Raw genomic sequence first — 25,564 nt, 5'->3', positions numbered from 1 at the left:
ACCTGAAACGGCCAGCCACGACGGGTCGTCGTGGTGATTCGTCGACACCATCGACCGTTCCGGTCCTGTCACCGCCCCGTAAACGCTCGTTTTGTGTCAGCACCGCCTACCTGGACTGGGTGAGAGAGATGGTACACCTACTCGTTCGACACCGTGTGGAGGACTTCGAGGCGTGGAAGGCCGTGTTCGACGACCACATGGGGATGCGAAAGCGGTTCACCGAGCAGAGCCACCGACTGTTCCGGTCGGTCGGCGACCCGAACGAACTCACGCTCCTGTTCGAGTTCGACGACGCCGACCGCGCCCGGGAGTTCGTCGAGTCCGAGGACCTCCGGCTGAAGATGAAGGAGGCCGGCGTCGAGGGGCGTCCGGAGTTCAGTTTCCTCGACCACGAGGAGACGCTAGAGACGAGGCGGTCGCCCGAGGCCGTCTGAACCACTTCGGGCCGTCTATCGACCACCGCCGGCCGGAATCCACCGCAGAGCCCGTTTTCCACCAGCCGAGAACCGTTCTCAGTTCCGGAGAACCACACCCCCTTTATATGCTCGTGTCGGCCGAAGGATAGGATGTAAGGTGAACTACGATGACCACGAACACCACCACCCGTCAGGCGACCTGGTTCGGACGCACCGTCGACTTCGACTACGCTGACTCGGTCGCGGCCTACACCGTCGTGCTCCTCCGACTCGTCACCGGCTACTGGTTCCTCCACGCCGGCTACACGAAGTTCGGAAGCTTCGACGCGTCGGGCTGGCTCGTGAACGCCACGGCCGCCTCGCCCATCCACGGCTTCCTCGCCTGGGCGGGTCAGACCCCCTGGATGCTGGAGTTCACGAACTTCGCCATCCCGACCGGCGAGTTCCTCATCGGTCTGGGACTCATCGTCGGCGCCCTGGTCCGCCTCGCGGCGTTCTTCGGCGGCGTCCTGATGGTGTTCTTCTACCTGGGGAACGCCGACTGGGCGCACGGCTACGTCAACGGCGACCTCTTCGGTCTGCTCATGTTCGTGGTCGTCGGGGTGTTCGCCGCGGGCCGTATCTTCGGCCTCGACGCGATGCTCGAAGCGACCGAGTTCGTCCGGCAGCGCCCCGCGCTCCGGTACCTCCTCGGCTGAGCCGGTCCGACCCGGCTCGCTCTCACGTATCGCCCCCTTTTGTGACGTTTCTCGAACTCCGACACCGACGGCGACGCCCGGACGAACGGCGACGACCGAGCGACTGCCACCGGACGAGGCCATCGCGACGCGCCGGGAGCGTCGAAGAGCGCGCCTCACGATACCGCCCTCGAAGCCGGGGAAGTCGGAACGCTGAATCGGCTCGCCCCGAGACGTCGAGGTATGCCCACCGCGCGACACGGCGACGTATCGCTCTTCTACGACCGCGAGGGCGACGGCGACCCGGTCGTCTTCGTCGGGGACACCGGCTACGGGGCCTGGCAGTGGGGGTGGCAACACGGTGCCGTCGCCGGCCCCTACGAGAGCCTCGTGACCGAGTTACGGGGAACCGGCCGCTCCGACGCCCCGCCCGGCCCCTACTCGGTTCCGGACCTCGCCGGCGACCTCGACGCGATTCTCGCCGACGCCGGCGTCGGTGGCGCTCACGTCGTCGGCGCCGGACTGGGTGGGATGGTCGCACTGGAGGCGGCCCGGTCGTCCTCGCCCTCCGCCTCGCGAATCCGAAGCCTCGTCCTCGTCGGGAGCGCCGCCACCGGCGACGGCATCGACCTCGGGAGCCTCTACGCCGACCCGAGCGACGAGGACGGCCTTCGGGGGTCGCTCGACCCCGCGCTGTCGGCGACGTTCTTCCGAGAGCAAGCCGGCGCGGTGGAACGGATTCTCGCGTGGCGCGCCGCGGAGGACGCAGAGCGGGCCGCGTGGGAGGCTCAGGCCGCCGCCGTCGACGCCTTCGACGCCTCGGACTGGCTGGTCGAGGTGACCCAGCCGACCCTGGTCCTCCACGGCACCGCCGACGCCGTCTGGCCGGCCGAGCGCGGCCGGGAACTGGCGGAAGACCTGCCCCGCGGGGAGTTCGTCGGCGTCGAGGGCGCCGGCCACCTCGCGCACGTCGAGCACTCCCGGGTCGTCAACGACCACCTGCTCGGCTTCCTGGACCGAGTCACGGACGACGACGGGTAGTCTCCGAGCCCGCACCGCCACGGTCCTGTCGGCCCGCGGGCGCGAAGCCAAGTAGGTCGGGCGCGTCTCTATGGCATGAGTCGCGAGTCGCATCGCCGGGTCGCCGTGCGTCGGGCGCTCCCGGCGCTCTCGCTCGCCGTCCTCCTCGTCCTCGCCGGCTGTCTGAGCACCGTCGACCCCGACGACGTACTGTCGGGTCGCGACAAGGTGGTCGCACCGTGTCTCCTGCAGTTCCCGGTTCCGAGCCTCGGACCGGAGGGCCGAGCCAACCCGGCGGGCGAGGCGGACCCGCTCGGCTGGGAGGCCGGGGTTTGGCACGACGACGAAATCGCCCTCGACACGACGGACGGACTCACCTGCACCGAGTTGGAGCGGCTCGTCGCCCGCACGATGGCCCGCGTCGAACTCGTCCGCGAACTGGAGTTCACGGAGACGCCGCGCGTCGAGGTCGTCTCCCGGGAGGCGTTCGTCGCCGACCTCCCGAGTGGCTCCCCACACCGCGACTACGTCGCGCTCCAGAACGTGAAGTACGAGGCCCTCTTCCTGGTCGACGAGGCGACCGACGCCACGCAGGTCCAGCGGGAGAACCGCGGGACGAGCGTGGCGGCGTACTACTCCGCCGCGACCGAGACGGTCGTGATGGTCGTCCCCGAGGTGCCCCACCCCGTGTTCAGCGAGGGGGTGCTCGCCCACGAGTTCGTCCACGCCCTGCAGGACCAGCGCTTCGACGCGCTCGACTACGACCCCCGCGGCGAGGACGCGGGTAACGCATACCGGGGGTTAGTCGAGGGCGACGCCAACTACGTCGAGTACCTGTACGAGCGGCGGTGTGCCGCGGAGTGGGGTGACTGCCTGCTCCCCGACCGCGAGGAGCGGTCGAGCGGGAACCGGACGCTGGCGAACCGCGGCGTCTTCACCATCACGTACCAGCCCTACAGCGACGGCCCGGTGTTCGTCCGCGAGGCGCGCGAGGCGGGCGACTGGGCGGCCGTGAACGACCTCTACCGGGCGCCGCCGGAGAGCACCGAGCAGATAATCCACCCGGAGAAGTACCCCGAGGACCGGCCCATCCCGGTACGCGTGGACGACGAGAGCACGGACGCCTGGAGCCCGATTCGACTCCTCGGCGAGCCCAACACGGAGACCCTGGGCGAACTCGGGCTGTTTGCGATGTTCCTCTGGCCCGCCTACGAGACGGACGGCGAAGTCGAGTTCGTCCCGCTCGAAGCCTACCGGAACCTCACCGAGTCGGGCGACCTGACCGAGTGGGACCCGTTCGACCACACCAGTCCGTACTCGGACGGCTGGGGCGGCGACCGGCTGGTCGCCTATCGGAACGGGGACGGAGAGACGGGCTACGTCTGGGCGCTCGCGTTCGACACCGACGAGGACGCCGCCGCGTTCGTCGACGGGTACGAGCGCCTACTCGTCCACCACGGGGCGACGGAGGGCGACCGCCCCGGAACGTGGGTCGTCCCCGAGGACCGACCGTTCGCCGACGCCTTCGCCGTCGAGCGCGACGGGTCGCGGGTGACGGTCGTCAACGCCCCCGACGTGGCCGCGCTCGGGGAGATTCGACCGGGCGTCGGAGGGTGACCGAGCGGTACGAACTGTGTTCAGACGCTCCCGCGGAACTCGCCGTGTTTGACCCCCAGCCCGAACGCGAGCAGGCCGAAGACGAGCATCGACGGGGCGACCATCATCAGCGTGACGGCGAGCGGCATCACGCCGCTCACGACGAGGCCGACGACGCCGACGACCACGACCGCCAGCAGCGCGCCGAGCGCGACGGGAAGCGTGAATTCCATACGGTCGGGAGGTAGGGCTCCGACGACATAACGGCCACGTCTACGGCGAGGAACGAGCCACGGTCGGACTACCGTCGGGCGCCGCCCCGACGCCGGAACTGGTCCTCCGTCAGCGTCAGCGCCACCAGCGCGAACAGTTTCACCGGAATCAGGACGGGAAGCGGGCTGCCGACGAGCGCAATCACACCGATACCGACGACGACCGGCCAGAACCGGCCGAGGTAGCCGAGGACGCCGCCGGCGGCCTGCAGGAGCCCGACGCCGAGGATGGGGAGCGCCGCGACCGCGACGGTCGCCGGCGGGACGCCCGCGAACCCGCCGAGCAGGGAGAAGCCGAGCAGGCCCGCCCCGAGCAGGACGTTCGCGAGGCCGGTGAGGACGAACAGGGCGCCGCCAACCTTCCGGACGCGTGGAGAGAACCGCCACGTCGTGCCGGTCGTCCCGGTCGGCGCGGTCCCCGTCGCCTCCGCAGTCGTCGACGGTTCGGTGACTCTCGGCAGTTCGCCGGTTCCCGGCGGTTCGTCGGGTTTCGACGACTCGGTGGTTCCCGACGGTTCGTCGGCCGTGCGTTCGGCGTCGTCCGTCGACGTGTTCGTCCCGTCGTGAGTGGTCGACTGCACGTTCGGCGGCGACCCGTCGGCCGGTGGCGTCACCTCCCGCGTCGTCTCGGTTGCGGTCGGTTCCTCGCGTTCACCGTCCGCCCGCGGTTCGGACGGTCCTCCCTTTGTTTCGGACACGGAAACACCCGTGATACGTTGGTCGGCTGTGACGATAAGCGCTCGCGCGGCGGGGCGGTCGTCGGCGTCGCCGGCGGCTCGGACGCCGCGCCGAGACTCCGTCCGTACGCAAGCCACTTCAGCCCGGGCGGAGAACCAACGCCCAATGAGTCGACCGCGACTTGCGCTACTCGACGCCTCACACGGGGACTCGAACACTCGCCGGAACTTCCGGCGGGAGCTCGACGCCGACCTCGTGGAGTTCGCCGCGAGCGAGGGGGAGCTCCCGCCGACGGGCGGGTACGACGAGTACGACGGCGTCGTCGTCACCGGCTCCCGGGCGTCGGTGTACTGGGACGAGCCGTGGATTCGGCCGCTGGTCGAGTGGGTCGACGGCGCCGCCGAGTCGGGCCTCCCCGTGCTCGGCGTCTGTTTCGGCCACCAGGTCGTCGCGGAGGCGCTCGGCGGGCACGTCGAGGCGATGGAGGAGTTCGAAATCGGCTACCGCGAGGTTCGCCGCGTCGGCGGCGCCGTGGAAGGGAGCGACGCAGACGGGGGCGTCCAACCCGACGACGACGGCGCCCGACCCGGCGACGGCGACGACCCCCTGTTCGCCGGCATCGACGACCGCTTCACGGTGTTCACCACGCACGGCGACAGCGTCGTCGACCTCCCGCCGGGTGCGCAGGTTCTCGCGGAAAACGAGTACGGCGTCCACGGGTTCCGGGTGGGCCACGCCTTCGGCGTTCAGTTCCACCCCGAGTACGACCCCGAGACCGCTCGTGCGGTGACCCGCGGGAAGGAAGAGCGCCTCGGCACCGAGCGCGTCGAGTCGGTACTCGCGGGCGTCACCGACGAGAACTACGCGGCGGCCTGCGAGGCGAAGCGGCTGTTCGAGAACTTCGTCGACTACGTGGAGCGGGTCCGGACCGACGCGGGCCCCGACACCGACGCCGGCGTGACCGCCTGAACGGCGAGGCCGGACGGTCGGGGACGGTCATGTGGCAGTCGCTCCGGATGTGAGGACGCGACGAGACGGACCGTGTGGCCCCGGAACCCCGGGACCCACTCGTCCGTGCCGGAATGCCAGCGGTCCGCGTATGAGTGCGAACCGCATCGGAGCGTTCGGCGGGGGACGATTTACCCGTTGTCCCTGGTCTACCAAGGGAGAAGAGTCGACCGACGCCGCGTCCGTCACATGGTATACCAGGCCAATCTCCTTTATCGTCCTCGCGACGTATCCACGTCCGGTAACGACTAATGAGCGTCATCGCGGAACTCGAAATTCACCCGAGGGGGTTCGAACTGGGCCGGATGTTGGAGCTGGACGGTTCGAAGACCATCGAACTGGAGACGATGGTCCCCGTCGGGGGGAAGACCGTTCCGTTCTTCTGGGTGTTCGACGAGGAGTCCGAGCCCTTTCAGCGACAGGTGCGTCGACACGACTCGGTCAACAATCTCGCCGTCGTCGACGAGTACGAGGACCGCCGCCTGTTCGCGCTGGAGTGGGACCCCGGCGAGGACCGATTCTTCGATGGGCTCGCCGCCGTCGAGGCACAGATTCTCACCGCGAGCGGACGAGCCCAGTCGTGGGTGTTCAAGCTCCGGTTTCCCTCCCACGACCGGCTCTCCTCGTTCCAGAGCTACTGTACGGACTCCGGAATCGACTTCGAGGTCCGTCGGGTGTACGGCGCCGAGGGGGAGCAGACGCGACCGGCGTTCGGGCTGACGGAGCCCCAGCGCGAGGCGTTGACGCTCGCACTCGACCGCGGGTACTACGCCATCCCGCGGGACTGCACGACGGTGGACCTCGCCTCGGAACTCGGCATCTCGGACCAGGCGGTGACCGAGCGACTCCGGCGCGCGATTCGGCATCTGGCGGAGGAGGCCGTGGTCCCAGTCCAGGACCGACCTGCCTGAGCCGCTCCGGTACCTTCTCTCACCTTCGGCATCCGCGACCCCGCCCGAACGAATCGCTTTTCACCCGACCGCTCCGAGAACCATCATGCTCGATTACGTGAGTCTCGAGGCCGACCTCGACGAGGAGGAGCGGATGATTCGTGACACTGCCCGCGAGTTCGTCGAGGAGCGCATCAAACCCGACATCGGCGAGCACTACGAGGCCGGCACGTTCCCCGAGGAGCTCATCCCCGAGATGGGCGAGCTGGGCTTCTACGCGCCGAACCTGGAGGGTGAGGAGTACGACCTCCTCGGCGTGAGCGAGACGGCGTACGGCCTGCTGATGCAGGAACTGGAGGCCGGTGACGCCGGCATCCGGTCGATGGCGAGCGTCCAGGGCGCGCTGGTGATGTACCCCATCCACGCGTTCGGGAGCGACGACCAGAAGGCGGAGTGGCTCCCCCGGCTCGCCCGCGGTGAGGCCGTGGGCTGCTTCGGGCTCACGGAGCCGGAACACGGCTCGAACCCGTCGGCGATGGAGACCCGTGCCGAGCGCGACGGCGACGAGTACGTGCTCAACGGGTCGAAGACGTGGATTACCAACTCCCCCATCGCCGACGTGGCGGTCGTCTGGGGACGGGACACCTCCGCCGAGGACAACCCCGTGCGCGGCTTCCTCGTCGAGACCGACCGGGACGGCGTGTCGACCAACAAAATCGACGACAAACTGTCGATGCGCGCCTCCGTCACCGGCGAAATCGGCCTCTCGAACGTGACGGTACCCGAGGAGAACGTCCTCCCCGGCGTCGAGGGGATGAAGGGGCCGCTCTCCTGTCTCACGCAGGCGCGGTTCGGCATCGCCTGGGGTGCCGTCGGCGCCGCCCGCGACTGCTTCGAGACCGCCCGCCAGTACGCGACCGACCGCGAGCAGTTCGGCGGCCCCATCGCCCGCTTCCAGATTCAACAGCAGAAGCTCGCCGAGATGGCGACGCAGATTACGACCGCCCAACTGCTCGCCTACCGCCTCGCCGAGCTGAAGGAGCGCGGCGACCTCCGCCCGCAGCACGTGTCGATGGCCAAGCGTAACAACGTCCGGATGGCCCGCGACCAGGCCCGAATCGCCCGAGAGATGCTCGGTGGCAACGGCATCACCACCGACTACTCGCCGATGCGCCACATGTCGAACCTCGAGACGGTGTACACCTACGAGGGAACCCACGACATCCACACGCTCGTGCTCGGGCAGGACCTCACGGGGATTGCAGCGTTCGAGGGGTAGGTCGAGAATCCCTGCAATCCCCGTGAGCAACCGGGATTGCAGCGTTCGAGGGGTAGGTCGAGCGTACCTGCAATCCCAGTCAGTAGTCGGGATTGCGGCGTTCGCGGGGTTAGGTCGAGAGCTCACCGTACCGCACCTCGCGGCGGCGTCGGCCACACGTCCGACACGCGTGTGACGTGTGGCAACAAGTCACAAGAGTTTATATGGGTGCGGTCGTAGCGTGACCACGAAGTGGTGACCGAATGAGTGAATCTACGTCGGACCGTCAGGTGGTGCTCGACCTCTCGCGCGAGGAGGCGTGGGTCGCCCACGTCGCGCTCACCCGCGAGATCGACCGACAGCTCGACGAGGGCGAGAAGCCCGTCCGGGAACGGGCGCTCCTCTCGGCGCTCGAACGCGACGAGCCGGTCGACCCCGGTGCCCTCAGAACACTCCGTGACGCCGTCGTCGCCTATCTGGACGACGCTCCGGACCGGGACGTGGTGACGGGGCGGGCGGTGCTCGGGACCATCGACGCCGCGCTCGCCTGAACCCGCCTCGACCGTCCTCCGCACCCGCTCAGTCGCGGCGTCGAACGTCGTCGCGACTGACCAGCTTTCCCCAGACGGCGCGCCGGTCGGCGCCCCACCGGTACAGACGCTCTCTGAACCGCTCGTACCCCGGGAGCTGTCGCGCCAGCCCGAACAGCGGCTTCGTCGACGGGAACGCCCAGGCGAGAGCGAGTTCGATAGCTTTCCCGCAGGAGTGGACCTCGCCGTCGACGAGAAGGTGCGCACAGTCCTCCCAGTTCTCGGGGAGTCGCTCGCGCTGGTCGTCGGTGAGCTCGTCGAAGCCCACGAGGTCGAACGTTCCGTGTCGGCCGGCGAAGTCCGCACACCACGTACAGAACCCGCAGTCGTCGTCGTAGACGAGCGTGGGGACGCCGGTGCGCGAAGCGGGCGACGACGGCGCTGATTCCGATTCCGACCCCGGCCGTGGGTCCGACTGGCGGTCGGTCATCAGTCGAACCGCCCCGTCTCGGTGCCGCACTCCTCACAGACCGCGACGACGGCGTCCTGCTGGTCGGTCAGCGCGATGGACTGCTCGGTCCCCTCCCCGCAGGTCGGGCACTCGCGGATGACGACGCTCCCGCCGGTCTCCTGCGGGGCGCCGATGGCGAGGGCGTGGACCCGTTCCTCGCCGCGGTTGACGCCGCGCTGGAACTCGCCGGGGGCGAAGCTGACGAGTTCGCCCGGCCCGACCTCGACCTCGCCGGCCTCCGTCTCGAAGGTGACCGTCCCCTGGGTGACGTAGAACGCCTCCTCCTGCTCCGCGTGGGCGTGGAAACCGTACGCGAAGCTCTCCTCGGGGTCGAGTTCGTAGTAGTTGAGCGCCACGTCCGTCAGCCCGAGCGCGTCGGTGAGGGGGCGGACGACCGACGCCGGGCCCATCCGGGACTCCATCTCGTCGAGGACCTGTCTTCGCATGGCGGAGGGTGGGCCGGGTCGCGAAAAGCGCTGTCGGCTTCGTGTCGGCGCCGCGTGACCACGGCGGGGGCCTCACCCCTACACCTCGTCGAGCCAGTAGTCGACGGTGTCCTCGCGGCGGTAGTACCCCTCCACGGTCCGCGGTTCGTCGCTTCCCGGTGGAGAGCCGGCGAAGATACCGATCTTCCCCGAGTCCGGGTAGACGGAGACGTCCGGCTCGCGCATGGTCGACAGCAGCAGGTAGCGCAGGGGCACCTCGCCGTCGTTGACGACGCAGTGAGCGCCCGACTCGCCGGCCGAGAGCGCCGCGTAGTCGCCCGCTCGGAGCCGATGCTCGCCGTCGTCGGCCCGGAGGAACCCCTCACCCGTGAGGACGTACAACGCCTCCTCGTTGCCGGTGTGGTAGTGGTAGGGCCAGGACTTCCCGCCCGCCGGAAGTTCGTAGAGGCTGCAGCCGAGGTCGTCGCCGCCGGCGGCCGCGGCGAGTCGCTTGCGACGGAAGCGGGTCTCGCCGCGGTCGGTGTCGCTCCAGTCGAGGTTGGACTCGTTGACGGGGCCCATGACTGGTGTAGAGGCTATCGGGTGATAACTCCGGGCGTCGACGCGCCGGTGACTCGAGCGACCGCCCCATCGGTGACCGGAAGGCGGGGACGGAGCCACAGAAGGTTTCGAAAGTTCGGGACGTGTACAGAAGAAAGTTATCGGTTGAAGAAAGACTGTCGACGATGACCCTGAAATCGACACTCGGCGGTGCCGCAGCTACCTGCTGTTCGCCGTCGCCCTCTTCGGTGTTGTGTGGGGCGGCTGGCTGATTCTCGCCAACCTCCTCTGGGGCGTGACGCTCGTCCGAGTCACGGAGATGTTGTCGGCGTTCGGACTCGTCGTTATCGCCACCCCGTTCGGGTACTTTTTCCGGAGGGCCGCCGCCGGGCAGGTGCTCCCGACCAGCTTCGACACCAATATCGCCGACCGACGGAGTCGCTGAACGGCCCCTCGACCGTCCGTCATCGGCGAGTCAACAGCGACGCGACGAACCCGGCGCCGGCGGCGACCGTGCCGAGCCCGGCGGCGCCGACACCTATCGGGAGCGTGAGCGCGCCGACGCCGACGTAACACTGGCTGAGGCCGCCGTTCGGGGTGTAGTGGACCTGGAGCGTCCCGGGGTCGAACCACAGCAGTCGGTAGGCGCCGCTCGGGTCGATAGACTCGACGCCACTGCAGGAGCCGCCGCTCGCCGGGAGACTCAGGACGACGACGAGCACGCCGACGGCGGTCAGCGCGAGGGCGACGTATCGCACCGGAACGCTCTCGCTCATCGGGCACTGGTTGTACGTGGAGCGATACCCTTCTTTCGGCCGTTCGTCGGGAAGCAAGGACGTGTCGGTGCGGGCCGGAACCGCCGCCGCCAGATGAACTATAGGCCCAGCGTCCGTAGAATTGCGCGCACATGACCTCTCAGGAAGTCACCGACCTGCTGAAGCGCGCCTACCAGGACGAACTCGAGACCGTGATGAACTACATGACGAACTCCATCGTCCTCGACGGGCTCAGCGCCGAGGAGGTCAAGGAGTCTCTCCAGGCGGACGTACAGGAGGAGCTCGGCCACGCCGAGCAGATCGGCCAGCGCCTGAAACAGCTCGACGAGACGCCGCCCGGCTCCGCGGAGTTCGAGGCGAACCAGCACTCCCTCCAGCCGCCGGAGGACTCCACGAACGTCCTCGAGGTCATCGAGGGCGTGCTCGACGCGGAGGAGGACGCCATCCAGACCTACCGCGACCTCATCGAGAAGGCGGAGGAGAACAACGACCCCGTCACCGAAGACCTCGCCGTGACACTGTTGGCCGACGAGGAGGCCCACCGGACCGAGTTCCGCGGCTTCCGCAAGGAGTTCAAGAAGGACTGAGTCGGCGTCGAGGCGGTCCCCGAGGGCCGCCGTGACGCCGCTTCCGTCGACCCGCCCGCCGGGCGACGAGACGTCCTCGCCGACCCCGCGAACTTCTCCTGAAGCCGTAACGCCTTCCCTCCGCCGCGAGGGATGTGGACTGTGACCATACCGAACGTATCGTTGCCGAGCGGCGACGAGATGCCGATGGTCGGCGTCGGAACCTGGGACCTGGAAGGCGAGACCGTCCGCGAGTCGGTTCGCGCCGCGCTCGACGCCGGGTACACCCACGTCGACACCGCCGAGGGGTACATGAACGAAGCCGAAATCGGCGAGACGCTCGCCGAGTACGACCGCGACGACCTCTTTCTCACCTCGAAGGTGCTCCCGAAGAACCTCGGCTACGAGTCCGTCTTGCGGGCCTGTCGGGACTCCCTCGACAGGCTCGATACCGACTACCTCGACCTCTACCTGATTCACTGGCCGAACCCGGCCATCTCGCTCCGGGAGACCATGGACGCGATGGCACGGTTGCACGAGGAGGGGCTGGTACGGAACGTCGGCGTCTCGAACTTCAGCGCGTACCAGCTGAGCGCCGCGAACCACGTCTCCGACGTCCCTGTCGCCGTCAACCAGATCGAGTTCCACCCGTGGCTCCAGCGGCCGGACCTCGTCGACTACTGTCGCGAGTCGGAGACGGTCGTCGAGGCCGCCGCCCCGCTCGCCAGGACCGAAATCTTCGGGGACGAGACGGTGCAGGAACTCGCCGAGAAGCACGGCCGCTCGCCCGCGCAGGTCGTCCTCCGCTGGGCGGTCGAGCGCGACGTGGTGGTCGTCCCGAAGTCGTCGTCGCCGGCGCACGTCCGGGAGAACGCCGACCTGTTCGACTGGGAACTCGACGAGGCGGACCGCGAACGCCTCGACGACGCCGACCGCGACGCTCCCGTGTACGACCACCCCGCCCGCGACTGGTCGAGCGACGTGTACGGCATCTCGCAGTAGCGTCCGGAAGCTGCCACACGGCGCCACGTCGGTCGTACCGGCCCCACCGCTTAGCCGAACGGGGGACGAACCGTCCCGTGATGGCTCAGCCACGACCCATCGCGCACGTCGGCGTGACCGTTCCGGACATCGACGCGGCCCTCGAGTGGTACGAGGACGTGCTGGACTTCGAACGGCTACTCGGCCCGATGCCCGTCGACTCCGACGACGACTCGCAGATGGCGCGGCTCTGTCGGGACGTACTCGGCGAGTTCGACACGGTACGTATCGCGCACACGGCGAGCGGCAACGGCGCCGGCGTCGAGTTCTTCGAGTTCGAGGAGACCGTCGAGCACGACCCCGACCCGCACGAGGCGGGCTTCTTCCACCTCTGCGTGGTCGACCCCGACATCGAGGCGCTCGCGGCCGAAATCGAAGACGCCGGCGGCGAACACCACACCGACGTCTGGCGACTCTTCCCGGACCAGGAGTATCGGATGACCTACTGCAAGGACCCGTGGGGGAACCTCGTCGAGATATACACCCACGGGTACGAGCAGACGTACAGCAACCAGGAGTGAGACGACCCAGGAGTGAGGCGACCCGAGCGTCGTCCCCGGACGAACCAGTCGACGGGCCGGGGCGGAAGTGACGGTAGGAGGTTCAGTCGGCCGTGGACGGTCGTGACTCCGTCCCCCCGGCGCCCGCACCGACACCCGCTTTCGCGTCGAGCGCTTCGACGAGCAGTTCGGTGATGTCGACGATTTCGAGGTCGTCCTCGTAGCCGCCGGTCTTGCGGCCGTCCTCGTACATCGTCATGCACATCGGGCAGGCGACGACGAACTTCTCGACCTGCGGCCCCGAGTCGGTGTCCTCCAAGGCCTCCCGCAGGCGTTCCTCGCTCGGTTTGGGCTCCTCCTCGAACTCCATCCAGAGGCCGCCGCCGCCGCCGCCACAACAGAACGAGTCCTCGCGGTTGCGGGGCATCTCGTCCAGCGTGACCCCCGTCGCGCGGATAATCTCGCGGGGCGCGTCGTACACGTCGTTGTACCGGCCGAGGTGACACGGGTCGTGGTAGGTGACGGTGTAGTCGAGTTCGGTGCCGTCGAGGCCGAGGCGCCCCGACTCGACGAGTTCCTCGACGACCTGCGTGTAGTGATAGACGGGAATCTCGCCGTCCTCGTTCCAGTGGCCGTCGTACTCGAACGGCATCACGGGGTCGTCGGCGAACTCGCCGAAGTCGACCTCCGGATACTCGTTTTTCATCGTGTTGAACGAGTGCGGGTCGGTGCAGACGATCTTCTCGAAGTCGCAGTCCTCGAAGGACTCGACGTGGTGGCCGGCGAGTTCGAGGAAGAGGAACTCCTCGCCCACGCGGCGGATGTCGTTGCCGTCGTACTTCTCGTCCTCGTAGAGGATGCCGACGGAGACGCCCGACTCCTCGAAGATGCGGGCCAGCGCGCGGGCGACCTTCTTGTTGCGGTCGTCGTAGGAGGGGTAGTCGCCGACGTACCAGAGGAACTCCACGTCCTCCTCGCGGGCGTCCGCGACCTCGAAGTCGAGGTCGTCGGCCCAGTCGGCGCGCTTGCGCGGCGAGTCACCGAACGTGTTCCCCTTCTGCATGAGGTTGCCGAACACGTCCTGCATCTGCGGACGGACGGCCCCCTCGTCGGTGAGCTGACGGTTCATCTTCGTGAAGGAGTTGAGGTGCTCGATGTCGACTGGACAGGCGTCCATGCAGGCCATGCAGGCCATGCAGGACTCCATCGTCTCCGCGGCGATGACGGAGTCACCGCCGTCGGCGATAATCGGCTTCTCTTCGGTGTTGCCGGCGTCGAGGTTCTCCCGGTACGATTTGAGGTCGAGGATGACGTCCCGCGGGTCGAGCGGCCGACCCGAGGCTTTGGCGGGACAGACCGCCGAACAGCGGCCGCACTTCGTGCAGGCGTCCTGGTCGAGCTGTTCCTTCCAGGTGAAGTCGTCGATTGACTCGGCGTTCACGTGGTCGAGGTCGGCGGGGACGCTCGGGAGGCGCTTGCCGGCCTGCTCGTCGTGGGTGACGACGTTGGCGAACGAGGAGATCATGTGGAACGGCTTGGCGTAGGGGACGAGCGCGACGAAGCCGAGGGCGAGGATGGCGTGGGACCACCAGCCCCACCAGTAGAGCGACTCCGCGAGTTCGGGGCCGACGCCGAGGGTGGCGAGGACGAGCCCGACGAAGTAGCCGACGAAGCTCACCGTCTCGTGGTCGGGGAAGCCGGCCTCAAGGATGCGCAGCCCTTCGATGACGTAGCCGCCGACGCCGAGGGCGAACAGCGTCCAGACGAACGCGTCGTCCTCCAGTGAGGTGTGCCGACCGTGCAGGCGCCAGTTGCGGGCGGCGTACCGGCGGTACAGCGCCATGCCGATACCGACGACGAACAGGAAGCCGAGGGCGTCCATCACCAGTGAGTACGAGAGGTAGAAGTCGCCGACGAAGAAGGACTCGCCGGTGAGAGGTCGGTAGAGGTCGATGTCGATGCCCAGAATCGTAGTCCCGATGAGCAGGGTCAGAAAGCCCCACATGATGAACGCGTGCATCACGCCGCCGTAGCGGTCCCGGTCGAACAGTTTCGCGTTCGAGAGCACCGTCGTCGCCGACGACGAGACGCGGGCGGGGAGCTCGTCGAGGCGGGGGATGGGCTCCTCGGCGGCCCGGGTGTAGCGGGCGAAGCGGGCGTACACGCCGTAGAGGAAGAGCACCACCGACATGGCCGCGAGCCCGTAGAAGAGCCCCTTCCCCACCGGCGAGATGGTCCAGAACACCTCGCGCGTCTGCAGGACTGTCATACAAAATCACCGGGGTGAGCGGGGGTTAAATCTTGCCACCTTCTCGTCGCCGTCCGCGACTCTTCTCGCTCCGTCCCTCGCCGATGCCCTCAGACCAGCGCCCAGACGACGAGCAGGAGTCCCACGGTCCCGGCCGGCGCGTCTGCCCGGGAGAACCGCAGGTCTGGGAGCGTCGGGTTCCACGCGAAACAGCGCGCCCGAAGCGCCACCGAGAGGCGGTCGGCCCGGCCGAACGCGCGGTTCAGCCCCGCCGTCGCGACGATTCGCATCCGCTCGTGGACCGGCCGCTCCTCGCCCAGCCGCGCCCGCATGGCATCCCGGCTGGCGAACAGGTCCCGCTTGAGGACGGGGAGAAAGCGGAAGACGAGCGAGAGGCCGACGCCGAGCAGTCGCCCGGGTTTCCCGGGGACGAGCCGCTGAATCGCCGCACGGGAGTCCCGGACCGGGGTCGAGCGGACGTACGCTCCGCTGACGAGAAAGACGAGCAGGACCCGGTAGCTCGCCAACAGGGGGTCGACCGCGTCCCCGAGGACGACCCACGGCACTCCCCAGGTGAGCGCCTCCAACAGCGGCCCGGCGAGGAGGAAGGGGAGGAAGTAGCGGTAGCTCCACAGCGTCCGCCGGACCGACCCGCCGGCGAGGGCGAGACAGCCGAGCGCGACGACCGTCAGGACGGCGAGTCCGGGGACGGTCGTGTGTGCGAACGCCGCGAGCACGAACGCGACCTGGACGAACAGCTTCGTCCGCGGGTCGAGTCGGTGGGCGAGCGAGTCGCCCGGGACGTAGCTCAGCACGGGTCCGAGTCGGGCGTGGCGGTGGCCACGTCCGTCACGTCCCTCTCCACCCGGTCGGGCACGCGCACGTCCAGCGCCGCCAACGCCTCGACCGCCTCGCCGGGCGGCGCGTCGACGGCGACCCGCCCGTCCGCGAGCGCGACGACGCGGTCCGCGAGGGGGAACACGTCACGCAGGTCGTGGGTGACGACGACGACGCCGGTCCCGTCGCGGTGGAGCGCCCGGAGCCGACCGAGCACGGAGCGCCGAGCCGGTTCGTCGAGCCCGGTGAACGGCTCGTCGAGGACGAGGTGGGCCGGCTCCATGGCGAGCGCGCCCGCGATGGCGACGCGCTCCTGCTCCCCGCCGGAGAGGGCGTCGAGGCGCTCGTCCTCGCGGCCGCCCATGTTGACTGCGTCGAGTGCGGCCTCGACCCGGCGGTCGATGTCGCTCCGGGAGAGCCCGAGGTTCTCTGGGCCGAACGCCACGTCGGCGCCGACGGTGGCCGCCACGAACGCGTCGCGGGGGTCCTGGAACACCATCCCCACGCGGGTGCGGGCGGCGACGGGGTCCTCGGAGACGGGGACGCCGTCGACGCGGACCTCGCCTTCGTCTGGCGAGAGCAGGCCGTTGAACTGCCGGACGAGCGTGGTCTTGCCGGAGCCGTTCGCGCCGGCGACGACGACGAACTCGCCGTCCGCGAGCGCGAGGTCGACGCCGTCGAGGGCGGTCGCCTCCGCCTCCCCGGCGCCGTAGCGGTAGACGAGCCCGGTCGTCTCGATGGTCATTCGTTCTCCGACTACCGCGCCGCGACCGCCTCGGAGCGGACGATGCCGACGGCGGCGGCGATTTTCAGCGCCTCGACCGGAACGAACGCGACCGCTGCGCCGACGACGGCCGTGACGATGCCCACGTCGCCGACGTACCAGAACCCGAGGATGCCGAGCGTGTAGATGACGACGGTCCCGGCGACCATCGCCGCGACGAGTCGACCGACCGAGACGAGTCGAGGGTCGGCGAGGTCGCCGACGCCGTGGACGCCGAGGCCGACGACGGCCGCGGCGAACGGGTACGAGACGAGGTAGCCGCCGGTCTGACTGACGAGCGCGCCGAAGCCCGCGCTCCCGCCGGAGAAGACGGGGAGTCCGAGCGCGCCCGCGAGCAGGTACAGCACCATCGCGAAGCCGCCCCAGATGGGGCCGAGGAAGATTCCGGCGAGGAACACGCCGAGCACCTGCAGGGTGACCGGGATGCCGGGCGACAGCGGGTTCGGGAACGAGACGTACGCGAACGCGCCCATCAAGGCGGCGAACAGCGCCGCGCGGGCGAGATTGCGCGTCACCTCGTCGCCGACGAGTTCGACCGAGTCGGTGGAAGTTGCCATACACCGACTGCCTCGTAAACCCTCTTCAACGGTTTGGTTGACGCGCGCCGGAACGGCGCCGGAGGACGGACGACGCCGGCGGGTACCGGCGAGCGGTGGGACCGACGGACGCACACCCCCACCAACTTTTAGTAGCGTGGCGGTTTCTAAGGGGCACTCATGGACGAGAAGACCGAGGAGCTACGCGACATCTTCATCGACACCACCGGTGGTGACACGGTGACGGAGCGACAGGAGGAGTCCCGGGGGTCGCTCGCAGACGAGCGGGACCCGAGCGAGCGCGTCGAAGAGCTCGTCGCCCTCATGCGCGAGGAGTACGCGTTCGTCTCGGGTCTCGACGACGCGGCGCTCGTCGAAGTGGTCCGCCGCTACCACGACGGCGAGGACGACGACGCCATCGCCGCCGCCATGGACCTCGACGCGGCGACCGTGTTCGACGCGCGGATGGACCTCCACCTCGTCCGCGAGACGGACCGCGACGCCCCGTTCGAGCTCTCGCGGCTCCGGACCATGGTCGTCGAAGACGTCCCCGAGGAGGAGCGGGCCGCGGCGCTCTCGGTCTCCGAAGCGGAGCTCGCTCACTACACCGCCGTCGTCCACGCCGACCGCCGGTCGACCCGCGCCAACGACCGCTTCCGAGACGAGTTCGCGGAGCTACTCACCGACTCGGACCTCTCCGACTCCTACGCCAAGGGCGCCCACGAGGACGGCCTTCGGGAGGCCGCCGAGGACATCGAGACCGACGTTTCCTTCTAATCGACCTTTTTTCACCGGGGCCTCGGTGGCCCTCGGCCACCTCGACCCCGGCCAAAAAATCTCGACCATCGCCAGAACGCGACGCGTTCTGGCTATCCAGCCAGAAACCTCCGGTTTCTGGCGACAAAAAAGGCCACTCGCTCGACCTTCGGCCTCGCTCGCGGCGTGAAGCGGACCGGCTCCAGCACCGCCCCGCCTCAGCACCGCCACCGCATCGCCATCGCCCCGCCACCGCCGACACACCGGCAATCACTACCGCCACCCCGTGGCGAACGTTCAAATATGAGGACGGAACCACCGTCGCCGTGCCGACGTTCAGCGACCTCTCGCGGGCGGCGTACTGCCCCCGACAACTGTACTACGCGCGCCGCGACGAGGACCGGGGACCGCCGGCGGAGGTGGCCGAGACGAAGTCGCTCGCGTTCCGGTACCCCGAACTTCTCGACGCCGACGACCCGACCCTCCGGGAACTGCCGGTCGAACGCTCCCCCGAGGAGTACCGACGGGCGCTGGCGCGGGTGGCGGCGCGCGACTACTGGGAGGGCCTCGTCGACCCCGAGGCACGGGAGGTGCTGCTCGACGGGAAGGACTGCCGGGGAATCGCGAGCAAGGTGTTGGTTGAGGGGTCGGACGCGGACGAGACGGCAGGAGGGCCGTTCCCGACGCTCGTCTCACCGGGGGCACCGCCGGAGCAGGGTGTCTGGGAACCGCAGACGGTGAAGGCCGTCGCCGCGGCGAAGGCGCTCGCGTGGGAGCGTCGGGAGCGCGTCGACCGCGCGCTCGTCGAGTACCCGGCTCACGCCGTCGTCCGCGAGGTGCGCCTGACGACCCGGCGGAAGGCCGCCTACCGACGGACGCTGCGGGCGGTCCGCTCCCTCGACGGGCCACCGTCTCGGCTGCGAAACAGCGCGAAATGTGAGACCTGCGAGTACGTCACGGAGTGTGGGGTGAAGACGCGGTCGTTGCGGTCGCTGCTGGGGCTCTGACACTCAGTTCGACGCCAGCCACTCTCGAATCTCGTCGCCGAGGGCGCCGCGCCGATGGATGACGCCGGCGCCCGGGTCGACGACCGTGCTCTCGGTGCCGGGGGTGACCCCGCCGTCGACGACGGCCGCGACCCGCTCTCGGAGCGACGGGTCGAGGTCGGCCGGGTCGGTGACGCTCGGCGCGCCACTGAGGTTGGCGCTGGTGGCGGTCACGGGTGTCGGTGCGGCCTCGCGCAGCAGGGCGAGCGCGACCGGGTGGTCCGGGACCCGGACGCCGACGCGGTCGCGACCGGCGGTGAGGGCGTCCGGGACCGAATCGCCGCGCTCGACGACGACGGTGACGGGGCCGGGGAGGAACGCGCGCATGAACCGTTCCTCGCGCTCCGTGGGGCGGACGTACTCGAGGGCGGCGTCGACGCTGGGCGCCGCGAGCGACAGCGGTTTGTCACGGTCACGCCCCTTGATTTCGAAGACGCGTTCGACCGCCGCCGTCGAGAGCGCGTCCGCACCGAGACCGTACACCGTCTCCGTCGGATAGACGACCGCCTCCCCCTCGTGGACGGCCGACGCGGCCGACACGACGGCGTCCCGAAGGGTGGAGTCGAGAGCGTCGTCTGCGGGCATGGTCGACTCTCGGGTAGGGGCGGAGAAAAGCGTGACGCCGGGGTGTTTCGACGTCACACGGTCGCCGCCGTCGGGCGGCCGGCGAACGACACGCCCGGGCCGGGACGCCGCGTCGCGGACTCAGACCAGCGCGTCGATGGCGTCCTGGACCTCGTCGTAGTCGGGGAAGTCGGGCCACTCGCTCGCGACCCACGCGTACTCCACGGTGCGGTCGCCGTCGAGCAGGAAGACGGCGGGCCGAGCTTCCTCGACCCCGGCCATCCCGTCGAGCGGGTTCTCGACGCCGTACTCGCGGGCGACGCCGTTCTGCGGGTCCGAAAAGAGGCGGTAGTCCATCGCTCGCTCCTCGATGAGCGTCTTGTGCTCGTAGGGGGTCGAAACCGAACAGCCGACGACCGTGAGTCGGTCGCCCCACGCCCGGTCGCGCATCTCGTTCCACATGTACGTCGCCGGGAACGCGCCGTCCATCGGGTAGAAGACGAGCAGGACCGGCCCCTGGTCGGTGAGCGACGAGAGCGAGACGTCCTCCCAGTACTCCGCGTTGACGAGCGGGCGGGTGAAGTCGGGCGCGGTCTCGCCCGCCTCCGGGTAGTCGGCCTCGGGGAGGTCGACGACCTCGAAGTCGACCATCAGGCGGCACCCCCGTCGGTCGACGCGCGGTCCTCCCCGTAGGTCTTCTCCAGATACTCGACGATGTTCGCGGACTCGGACATCGTCATGCCCGTGTCGTCGTCGACGATGGCGGGGACGGTTCGCTTCCCGCTGATGCGCTTGACGACGTTTCGGTCGGCGTGCATCGGTTCGACGAACCGGGAGCGGTAGTCGAGGTCGTACTCCTGCAGCTTGCGGACGACCCGTTCACAGAACGGGCAGGCCTGCAGGCGATACAGCGTGATGGCGGGCCCGTCGTCTGACATACCCCGACGTTCGAGCGTTTCGGGCCTAAGCCCTTCGCTCCCGGCGACGCCGCCCGGGGGAGAGGACAACGCTTAATTCCGGGCCGGCTCAATCTCGGGTGTTACATGGGTTTGTCGTCGCCAGAGTCACCCATCCTCGCCTCCGTTCCCGCCCAGTCGAATCTGGGGCCGATTCCGATCAACGACCTCACCGTCACGATCGCCGGCTCGATCGCCATCGCCGTTCTCATCGGCGTCTCGGCGTTCTTCTCCTCCTCGGAGATCGCGATGTTCTCGCTCGCGAAACACCGGGTGGAGGCGCTGGTCGAGGACGGAGTTCCCGGGTCGCTGTACGTTCAAGAACTGAAGGAGGACCCCCACAAGCTGCTCGTTACCATCCTCGTCGGCAACAACATCGCCAACATCGCGATGTCCTCGCTGGCGACCGCAGTCGTCGGCATCTACTTCGACCCGGGGACCGCCGTCCTGGTCTCGACGTTCGGCATCACGACGCTCGTCCTGCTGTTCGGCGAGTCCGCGCCGAAGTCGTACGCCGTCGAGAACACCGAGTCGTGGGCGCTGCGAATCGCGAAGCCGCTGCAGTACAGCGAGATGGTCCTCTACCCGCTCATCGTCGTCTTCGACTACCTCACCCGGCTCATCAACCGCGTGACGGGCGGCCGGGCGGCCATCGAGACCTCCTACGTCACCCGCGACGAGATTCAGGACATGATTCAGACCGGGGAGCGCGAGGGGGTCATCGAGGAGGAGGAACGGGAGATGCTCGACCGCATCTTCCGGTTCAACCGGACCATCGCCAAGGAGGTGATGACCCCCCGCCTCGACATGACCGCCGTCTCGAAGGACGCCACCGTCGAGGAGGCCATCGAGGAGTGTGTCCGCTCCGACCACGAGCGCATCCCGGTGTACGACGGCAACCTCGACAACATCATCGGCATCGTCAACGTGCGCAACCTCGTCCGCGCGAAGGAGTACGGCGAGGGCCAGCCGGTGCTGAGCGAGCTCGTTCAGCCTACCCTCCACGTCCCCGAGTCGAAGAACGTCGACGAACTCCTCACCGAAATTCAGGAGGACCGTCTCCAGATGGTCATCGTCATCGACGAGTTCGGCACCACGGAGGGGCTCATCACGCTGGAGGACATGGTCGAGGAGATCGTCGGCGACATCCTCGAGGGTGACGAAGAGGAGCCCTTCGAAGTCGTCGACGACCGCACCGTCCTCGTGCGCGGCGAGGTGAACATCGACGAGGTGAACGAGGAGCTCGAACTCACGCTCCCGGAAGGCGAGGAGTTCGAGACGCTCGCCGGCTTCATCTTCAATCGCGCCGGCCGCCTCGTCGAGGAGGGTGAGGAGATCGAGTACGAGGGCGTCACCATCCGCATCGAACAGGTCGACAACACGCGCATCATGAAGGCGCGCATCACCATCCCCGAGACGCCGACGGCGGCCGAGCTCGACGAAGAGGAACCGGCCGAGGTCCAGAACGAGTGACGCTGCCGTAGGACCGCCGTCCCTCGGCTACCGAGCCGTCTCGGCCCCCCGGTTGCTCGGTCCCGAAACTGCCCGCGTCGCTCCCCCTGGGACACCGCATCCCGCGGCGCACCGTTCGGCGGGCGAAACGCTTATTCCTGGACGAATGTCAGTTTAGACAGAGTATCGGCGCCGGCCGGTGCGGGACCCTACCATGATCTCACCACTCACCGTCCTCGTGTTCGGGGCCGCTGTAGTGGGGAGCGCACTGACGGCCGTCGCGCTACGAGTCCGTCGAGTCCCGGGGACCCGCTGGTTCGCCCTGCTGATGGCCGGGGTCACGCTGTGGGCGGGAGCCGTCGGGATGCAGTTGGTCGCCGACACCACCGTCGCGACCCGGTTCTGGTACACGGTGAAGTACCTCGGGGTCGGCCTCACGGTCACCTCGTGGTTCGCGTTCGCGCTGTCGTACGCCGGCGTGAGCGAACGTCTCCCGACGTGGTCGGTCGCCGCGCTGGTCGTCGAACCCGTCGCCCTCCTCGTGCTCGCGGCGACCAACGCCCGGCACGAGCGGCTGTGGTCCGCGACCAGCGTCGTGACGGTCGACGGGTTCTCCGTGGTGGAGTCGACGTACGGCCCTCTGTTCTGGGTTCATGCGGTGTACTCGTACGTCCTGTTGGGTGGGGGAACCCTCGTCCTCCTCTGGACGTTCTACCGGCGAGACCTCTACCGGAGGCAGGTCGCGGCGCTGCTCGTCGGACTGGCCCTGCCGTGGGTGGCGAACGTTCTCCACCTCGTCGACGCGTCGCCGACGGCCCCGGTCGACCCCACGCCCATCGCCTTCGTCGGAACTGGCCTCTCCTTTGCGGTCGCCGTGGGTCGGCTTCGGTTTCTCGATACGATGCCGGTCGTCCGGGAGCTCGCCCGCGACGCCGCGCTCGAAGGGATGACGGCGGGCGCGATAATCCTCGACAGTCACGGATACGTCGTCGACGCCAACGCCGCCGCGGTGGGGCTGCTCGGTCGCTCGCGGGAGTCACTACTCGGAGAACCGTTCGATTCGGTACTCCCGGAAGTCGGTATCGACGTCGGCGCCGGCGCCGATGCCGGTGCCGGTGCCAGCCCCGACGCCGGTGCCTACGACCGTGTCGGCGAAGGGACACGCATCGGCGAGGGAACCCGGAGCGTGCGCGGTGACGGCGGTGTCGACACGTCGGCGGTCGGCGGCAGGGTCGTGAACGTCGACGTCGGCGGGCGGCGGCGACACCTCCGGGTCGAGTCCTCCCCCGTCAACGCCTACGGTGGTCGAGCCATCGGTCGGCTCGTGACCCTCCGCGACGTCACGGAGCAGTTGATTCGCGAACAGCGCCTCGAGGTGCAGAACCGGGTGCTCAGACACACCGTCCGCAACGACATGAACGTCGTCCTGGGCCACCTCGACCGGCTCGCGACCGACCTCGACGACCCCGCGCACCGTCGGGCCGCCGAGGTCAGCCGGGAGAAGGGTGCTCACGTCGTCGACCAGAGCGAGAAGGCGCGGAACGTCGAACGGCTCCTGACGAGTTCGCGGGTCCGCGACCTCGACCTCGACGACCTGGTCGGAGCCGCGGTTGCCGACTGCCGTGTCACCCACCCGGACGCGTCGGTGACGACTGCCGTTCCCCCAGGGACGTACGTCCGCGCCGACGAGTCGCTCCCGGAGGCGCTTCGCGAGCTGGTGGAGAACGCGCTCAGTCACGGCGAGGGACCCGTCGCGGTCGCCGCCACCGTGGACGACGACACCGACGTCGTCACCGTGGAGGTGCGCGACGAGGGGCCGGGAATCCCGCCCCACGAGCGAACCGTTCTGACGGCGGGCCGAGAGACGGCGCTCGAGCACTCGAACGGCCTCGGCCTCTGGCTCGTGAAGTGGGCGGTGAGTCGCTCCGGTGGCTCCCTCGACATCCGGGACGCCGGGTCGCGAGGGTGCGTCGTGTCGTTGTCGGTGCCGCGGGCGTGAGCGCCCCGAACGAGCGGTGACTCACCTCCTCGGCGGTGGCTGCCGACGTTCAGAGCACCGCGTCCACCGCGGTGAACACGCCGTAGCCGAGGCCGAGCGCCAGCGCGAGCGAGCCGACCCACGCCGCGACGGTGTACAGCATCTTCTCCCGGCTGACCCCGGCGCCGCCGGCGGCGTAGCCGCTGCCGACGATGGCCGAGACGATTATCTCGTTGAACGAGACCGGGACGCCGAGGGCGACGGCCGTCTGGGCGATGGCGAACGAGGGGATGAGCGCGGCGATGGAGCGGCGAGGGCCCAGCGAGGAGTAGTCCTGTGCGAGCGCCTTGATCATCCGCGGGGCGCCGGTCCACGACCCGGCGAGCAGGCCGAGGCCGCCGCCGACGAGCAGCGCGAGGATGGGCACCGTCACCTCGTCGAGCAGGGGGACGAGCGGGCCGATGGCGAGGCCGACCTGGCTTCCGCCGGCGGAGAAGGCGACCAGCGCGCCGAGCGCGAGCAGGAAGTGGCGCTGGCCGCGGGCCTGGTCGGCCGCGATGTCCCGCCAGAGCGCCAGCGTGACGAGTCCGGCCACTGCGAGCGTCACGAGGAGGACGCCGAGGTCGAGCCCGCCGGCGCCGCCGAGTCGGGGGAGAACGAGCGCGTCGGCGCCGGCGGCCGCGATGGAGGCCGGCTCGCCGTCCACCCGAAGGAGGGAGAACTCGACGTTGGCGACGATGGCGCCGACGAGTCCCGCGAGGAAGGGGACGGCGAGGGACTCGGGGACGCGCTCGTCTCTGAGGAATCGGGCCGTCGCGTAGGCGACGCCGCCGCCGAAGAACGGGGTGAGCACCCACAGTGCGGCGATTTGCTGGTACTTCGCCCACGCCGGTTCCCCCCCGAGTGCGAGGCCGACGCCGACGACGGCGCCGGTGACGGTGAACGCCGTCGCGATGGGGTAGCCGGCGAAGACGCCGACGGCGACCAGCCCGCCGGCGGTGAGCAGGCCGACGACCGCCGCGGTCGTCGTCAGCGTCTGACCGACGATGAGTTGTGTCCCGACCGCCTCGGTGACCCCCTGCCCTTGGAGGACGGCGCCGGCGAACCCGAGGATGCCGACGAAGAAGCCCGCTCGCATCACGGAGATGGCGTTGGCGCCGACGGCGGGCGCGAACGGCGTCGACCCCGAGGAGCCGGCGCCGATGGCCCACGCCATGAACAGGCTGGCGACGGCGGCGACGACGAGCGCCGCGACCGTGGTTACGGCGACCATCGGGGCTCCTCCCGGCTGGCGGCGCTCCCGTACTGGACGACGGACTTCACCACGGGGTCACCGCTCAGCGACCCCCGCGACCCTGGTCGTACCCCTCGCGGAGGCCGAGCAGCGTCCGGCGGGCCATCAGGTACAGGAAGAAGACCAGCCCCAGTATCACGACCAGGAGCCCGACGAACACGGGGTCGAGCCCGAGGAGGAAATCGACGATGCCGCCCTGTGCGGCCAGCGTCCCGAACATACCCGCCCTTCCGTCGGGGGTCCCAAAGCCGTTTCGCCCCGGCGACGGGAAGAGTCCCGAAACCGCCGTTCGCCGCGCGGGAGAAAACTGATACTCCCGGAGTCGAGACGGGAGACGATGGCCGACCTACTGCCCTCCAGCTCGGACGTCTCCGGCCCGGAGACGGAC

The 25,564-nt window shown here is 69.2% G+C and carries 31 protein-coding genes; 16 read left to right on the top strand and 15 right to left on the bottom strand.

The window, feature by feature from the left end; translation table 11 throughout:
* Positions 1–155: 155 nt before the first annotated feature.
* From N5095_RS06040 to N5095_RS06025, 4 genes are all read left to right on the top strand, one after another.
* Positions 156–434: a hypothetical protein gene (locus N5095_RS06040; RefSeq protein ID WP_267621848.1), complete on the top strand. Its 279-nt coding sequence runs from the start codon at positions 156–158 to the stop codon at positions 432–434.
* A 149-nt stretch (positions 435–583) separates the two neighbouring features.
* Positions 584–1,114: a DoxX family protein gene (locus N5095_RS06035; RefSeq protein WP_267621847.1), complete on the top strand. Its 531-nt coding sequence runs from the start codon at positions 584–586 to the stop codon at positions 1,112–1,114.
* A gap of 222 nt (positions 1,115–1,336) precedes the next feature.
* Entirely contained in the window at positions 1,337–2,134 is a 798-nt protein-coding gene (locus tag N5095_RS06030; protein WP_267621846.1) for an alpha/beta fold hydrolase, read from the top strand.
* Between the two features lie 75 nt (positions 2,135–2,209).
* Positions 2,210–3,730, top strand: coding sequence for an Hvo_1808 family surface protein (locus N5095_RS06025; protein WP_267621845.1), 1,521 nt, complete (start codon positions 2,210–2,212; stop codon positions 3,728–3,730).
* Positions 3,731–3,750: 20 nt separating this feature from the next.
* Here the strand turns inward: N5095_RS06025 and N5095_RS06020 are convergent, their stop codons facing one another.
* Together N5095_RS06020 and N5095_RS06015 are read right to left on the bottom strand one after the other, a co-directional pair.
* The gene (locus N5095_RS06020) at positions 3,751–3,942 is read right to left on the bottom strand and encodes a DUF7333 family protein (protein ID WP_267621844.1); all 192 of its coding nucleotides are present in this window, start codon (positions 3,940–3,942) and stop codon (positions 3,751–3,753) included.
* 68 nt (positions 3,943–4,010) lie between these two features.
* Positions 4,011–4,679 carry a hypothetical protein gene (locus N5095_RS06015; RefSeq protein WP_267621843.1) on the bottom strand — a complete coding sequence of 223 codons (669 nt, stop codon included), beginning with the start codon at positions 4,677–4,679 and terminating at the stop codon, positions 4,011–4,013.
* A gap of 145 nt (positions 4,680–4,824) precedes the next feature.
* Between N5095_RS06015 and N5095_RS06010 the strand changes: the two genes are divergently transcribed.
* The 4 genes from N5095_RS06010 to N5095_RS05995 all read left to right on the top strand — a co-directional run bounded on the left by N5095_RS06010 (position 4,825) and on the right by N5095_RS05995 (position 8,366).
* On the top strand, positions 4,825–5,628 hold the full coding sequence (locus N5095_RS06010; RefSeq protein WP_267621842.1) for a type 1 glutamine amidotransferase: 804 nt from the start codon (positions 4,825–4,827) through the stop codon (positions 5,626–5,628).
* A gap of 290 nt (positions 5,629–5,918) precedes the next feature.
* A complete protein-coding gene (locus tag N5095_RS06005) occupies positions 5,919–6,578 on the top strand; it encodes a helix-turn-helix domain-containing protein (protein WP_267621840.1) in 660 nt (219 codons plus the stop codon).
* An 85-nt stretch (positions 6,579–6,663) separates the two neighbouring features.
* A complete protein-coding gene (locus N5095_RS06000) occupies positions 6,664–7,836 on the top strand; it encodes an acyl-CoA dehydrogenase family protein (protein WP_267621839.1) in 1,173 nt (390 codons plus the stop codon).
* A gap of 242 nt (positions 7,837–8,078) precedes the next feature.
* Complete coding sequence (locus N5095_RS05995) at positions 8,079–8,366, top strand: DUF7853 family protein (RefSeq protein ID WP_267621838.1); 288 nt, start codon at positions 8,079–8,081, stop codon at positions 8,364–8,366.
* A gap of 28 nt (positions 8,367–8,394) precedes the next feature.
* Here the strand turns inward: N5095_RS05995 and N5095_RS05990 are convergent, their stop codons facing one another.
* The 3 genes from N5095_RS05990 to N5095_RS05980 form a co-directional block, all read right to left on the bottom strand.
* Positions 8,395–8,835 (bottom strand): thiol-disulfide oxidoreductase DCC family protein, encoded by a 441-nt coding sequence (locus N5095_RS05990; RefSeq protein WP_267621837.1) that lies wholly within the window; start codon positions 8,833–8,835, stop codon positions 8,395–8,397.
* Positions 8,835–9,302: a cupin domain-containing protein gene (locus N5095_RS05985; protein ID WP_267621836.1), complete on the bottom strand. Its 468-nt coding sequence runs from the start codon at positions 9,300–9,302 to the stop codon at positions 8,835–8,837. Before N5095_RS05985 ends, N5095_RS05990 begins: the two co-directional genes overlap by 1 nt.
* Positions 9,303–9,380: 78 nt before the next feature.
* Positions 9,381–9,863: a cupin domain-containing protein gene (locus tag N5095_RS05980; protein ID WP_267621835.1), complete on the bottom strand. Its 483-nt coding sequence runs from the start codon at positions 9,861–9,863 to the stop codon at positions 9,381–9,383.
* A 232-nt stretch (positions 9,864–10,095) separates the two neighbouring features.
* Here N5095_RS05980 and N5095_RS05975 point away from each other — a divergent pair, with 232 nt between their 5' ends.
* Positions 10,096–10,287, top strand: coding sequence for a hypothetical protein (locus N5095_RS05975; protein ID WP_267621834.1), 192 nt, complete (start codon positions 10,096–10,098; stop codon positions 10,285–10,287).
* Between the two features lie 19 nt (positions 10,288–10,306).
* On the opposite strand, the gene N5095_RS05970 is transcribed toward N5095_RS05975, so the two are convergent.
* Complete coding sequence (locus N5095_RS05970; protein ID WP_267621833.1) at positions 10,307–10,618, bottom strand: hypothetical protein; 312 nt, start codon at positions 10,616–10,618, stop codon at positions 10,307–10,309.
* A gap of 131 nt (positions 10,619–10,749) precedes the next feature.
* Here N5095_RS05970 and N5095_RS05965 point away from each other — a divergent pair, with 131 nt between their 5' ends.
* The 3 genes from N5095_RS05965 (at position 10,750) to N5095_RS05955 (ending at position 12,746) form a co-directional block, all read left to right on the top strand.
* Positions 10,750–11,205: a ferritin-like domain-containing protein gene (locus N5095_RS05965; RefSeq protein ID WP_267621831.1), complete on the top strand. Its 456-nt coding sequence runs from the start codon at positions 10,750–10,752 to the stop codon at positions 11,203–11,205.
* A gap of 180 nt (positions 11,206–11,385) precedes the next feature.
* Positions 11,386–12,186, top strand: a complete 801-nt coding sequence (locus N5095_RS05960) for an aldo/keto reductase (RefSeq protein ID WP_303651592.1) — start codon at positions 11,386–11,388, stop codon at positions 12,184–12,186.
* An 80-nt stretch (positions 12,187–12,266) separates the two neighbouring features.
* Positions 12,267–12,746, top strand: coding sequence for a VOC family protein (locus tag N5095_RS05955; protein WP_267621828.1), 480 nt, complete (start codon positions 12,267–12,269; stop codon positions 12,744–12,746).
* An 82-nt stretch (positions 12,747–12,828) separates the two neighbouring features.
* Here N5095_RS05955 and N5095_RS05950 read toward each other — a convergent pair whose 3' ends face one another.
* From N5095_RS05950 to N5095_RS05935, 4 genes are all read right to left on the bottom strand, one after another.
* Positions 12,829–14,994, bottom strand: coding sequence for a heterodisulfide reductase-related iron-sulfur binding cluster (locus N5095_RS05950; protein WP_267621827.1), 2,166 nt, complete (start codon positions 14,992–14,994; stop codon positions 12,829–12,831).
* 89 nt (positions 14,995–15,083) lie between these two features.
* Positions 15,084–15,788 carry an energy-coupling factor transporter transmembrane component T family protein gene (locus N5095_RS05945; RefSeq protein ID WP_267621826.1) on the bottom strand — a complete coding sequence of 235 codons (705 nt, stop codon included), beginning with the start codon at positions 15,786–15,788 and terminating at the stop codon, positions 15,084–15,086.
* Positions 15,782–16,555, bottom strand: a complete 774-nt coding sequence (locus N5095_RS05940) for an energy-coupling factor ABC transporter ATP-binding protein (RefSeq protein ID WP_267621825.1) — start codon at positions 16,553–16,555, stop codon at positions 15,782–15,784. The genes N5095_RS05945 and N5095_RS05940 overlap by 7 nt, the downstream gene beginning before the upstream one ends.
* Before the next feature lie 11 nt (positions 16,556–16,566).
* The gene (locus N5095_RS05935) at positions 16,567–17,151 is read right to left on the bottom strand and encodes a biotin transporter BioY (protein WP_267621824.1); all 585 of its coding nucleotides are present in this window, start codon (positions 17,149–17,151) and stop codon (positions 16,567–16,569) included.
* 159 nt (positions 17,152–17,310) lie between these two features.
* Between N5095_RS05935 and N5095_RS05930 the strand changes: the two genes are divergently transcribed.
* A complete protein-coding gene (locus N5095_RS05930; protein WP_267621822.1) occupies positions 17,311–17,907 on the top strand; it encodes a conditioned medium-induced protein 4 in 597 nt (198 codons plus the stop codon).
* Between the two features lie 305 nt (positions 17,908–18,212).
* A complete protein-coding gene (locus N5095_RS05925; RefSeq protein ID WP_267621821.1) occupies positions 18,213–18,893 on the top strand; it encodes a CRISPR-associated protein Cas4 in 681 nt (226 codons plus the stop codon).
* Between the two features lie 3 nt (positions 18,894–18,896).
* Here N5095_RS05925 and N5095_RS05920 read toward each other — a convergent pair whose 3' ends face one another.
* The 3 genes from N5095_RS05920 to N5095_RS05910 all read right to left on the bottom strand — a co-directional run bounded on the left by N5095_RS05920 (position 18,897) and on the right by N5095_RS05910 (position 20,434).
* Complete coding sequence (locus N5095_RS05920) at positions 18,897–19,517, bottom strand: L-threonylcarbamoyladenylate synthase (RefSeq protein ID WP_267621820.1); 621 nt, start codon at positions 19,515–19,517, stop codon at positions 18,897–18,899.
* Positions 19,518–19,637: 120 nt separating this feature from the next.
* On the bottom strand, positions 19,638–20,147 hold the full coding sequence (locus N5095_RS05915; protein WP_267621819.1) for a redoxin domain-containing protein: 510 nt from the start codon (positions 20,145–20,147) through the stop codon (positions 19,638–19,640).
* Positions 20,147–20,434: a glutaredoxin family protein gene (locus N5095_RS05910; RefSeq protein ID WP_267621818.1), complete on the bottom strand. Its 288-nt coding sequence runs from the start codon at positions 20,432–20,434 to the stop codon at positions 20,147–20,149. The genes N5095_RS05915 and N5095_RS05910 overlap by 1 nt, the downstream gene beginning before the upstream one ends.
* Positions 20,435–20,539: 105 nt before the next feature.
* Here N5095_RS05910 and N5095_RS05905 point away from each other — a divergent pair, with 105 nt between their 5' ends.
* Together N5095_RS05905 and N5095_RS05900 are read left to right on the top strand one after the other, a co-directional pair.
* Complete coding sequence (locus tag N5095_RS05905; protein ID WP_267621817.1) at positions 20,540–21,925, top strand: hemolysin family protein; 1,386 nt, start codon at positions 20,540–20,542, stop codon at positions 21,923–21,925.
* A 193-nt stretch (positions 21,926–22,118) separates the two neighbouring features.
* The gene (locus N5095_RS05900) at positions 22,119–23,903 is read left to right on the top strand and encodes a histidine kinase N-terminal 7TM domain-containing protein (RefSeq protein ID WP_267621816.1); all 1,785 of its coding nucleotides are present in this window, start codon (positions 22,119–22,121) and stop codon (positions 23,901–23,903) included.
* 49 nt (positions 23,904–23,952) lie between these two features.
* On the opposite strand, the gene N5095_RS05895 is transcribed toward N5095_RS05900, so the two are convergent.
* Both N5095_RS05895 and N5095_RS05890 read right to left on the bottom strand, forming a co-directional pair.
* Positions 23,953–25,155, bottom strand: a complete 1,203-nt coding sequence (locus N5095_RS05895) for an inorganic phosphate transporter (protein WP_267621815.1) — start codon at positions 25,153–25,155, stop codon at positions 23,953–23,955.
* 64 nt (positions 25,156–25,219) lie between these two features.
* The gene (locus N5095_RS05890) at positions 25,220–25,396 is read right to left on the bottom strand and encodes a DUF7859 family protein (protein ID WP_267621814.1); all 177 of its coding nucleotides are present in this window, start codon (positions 25,394–25,396) and stop codon (positions 25,220–25,222) included.
* Between the last annotated feature and the right edge of the window lie 168 nt (positions 25,397–25,564).

It is taken from the genome of Halobium salinum (assembly GCF_026586625.1).
Classification (GTDB): domain Archaea; phylum Halobacteriota; class Halobacteria; order Halobacteriales; family Haloferacaceae; genus Halobium; species Halobium salinum.
This window is presented reverse-complemented; position numbering and strand designations above follow the sequence as displayed.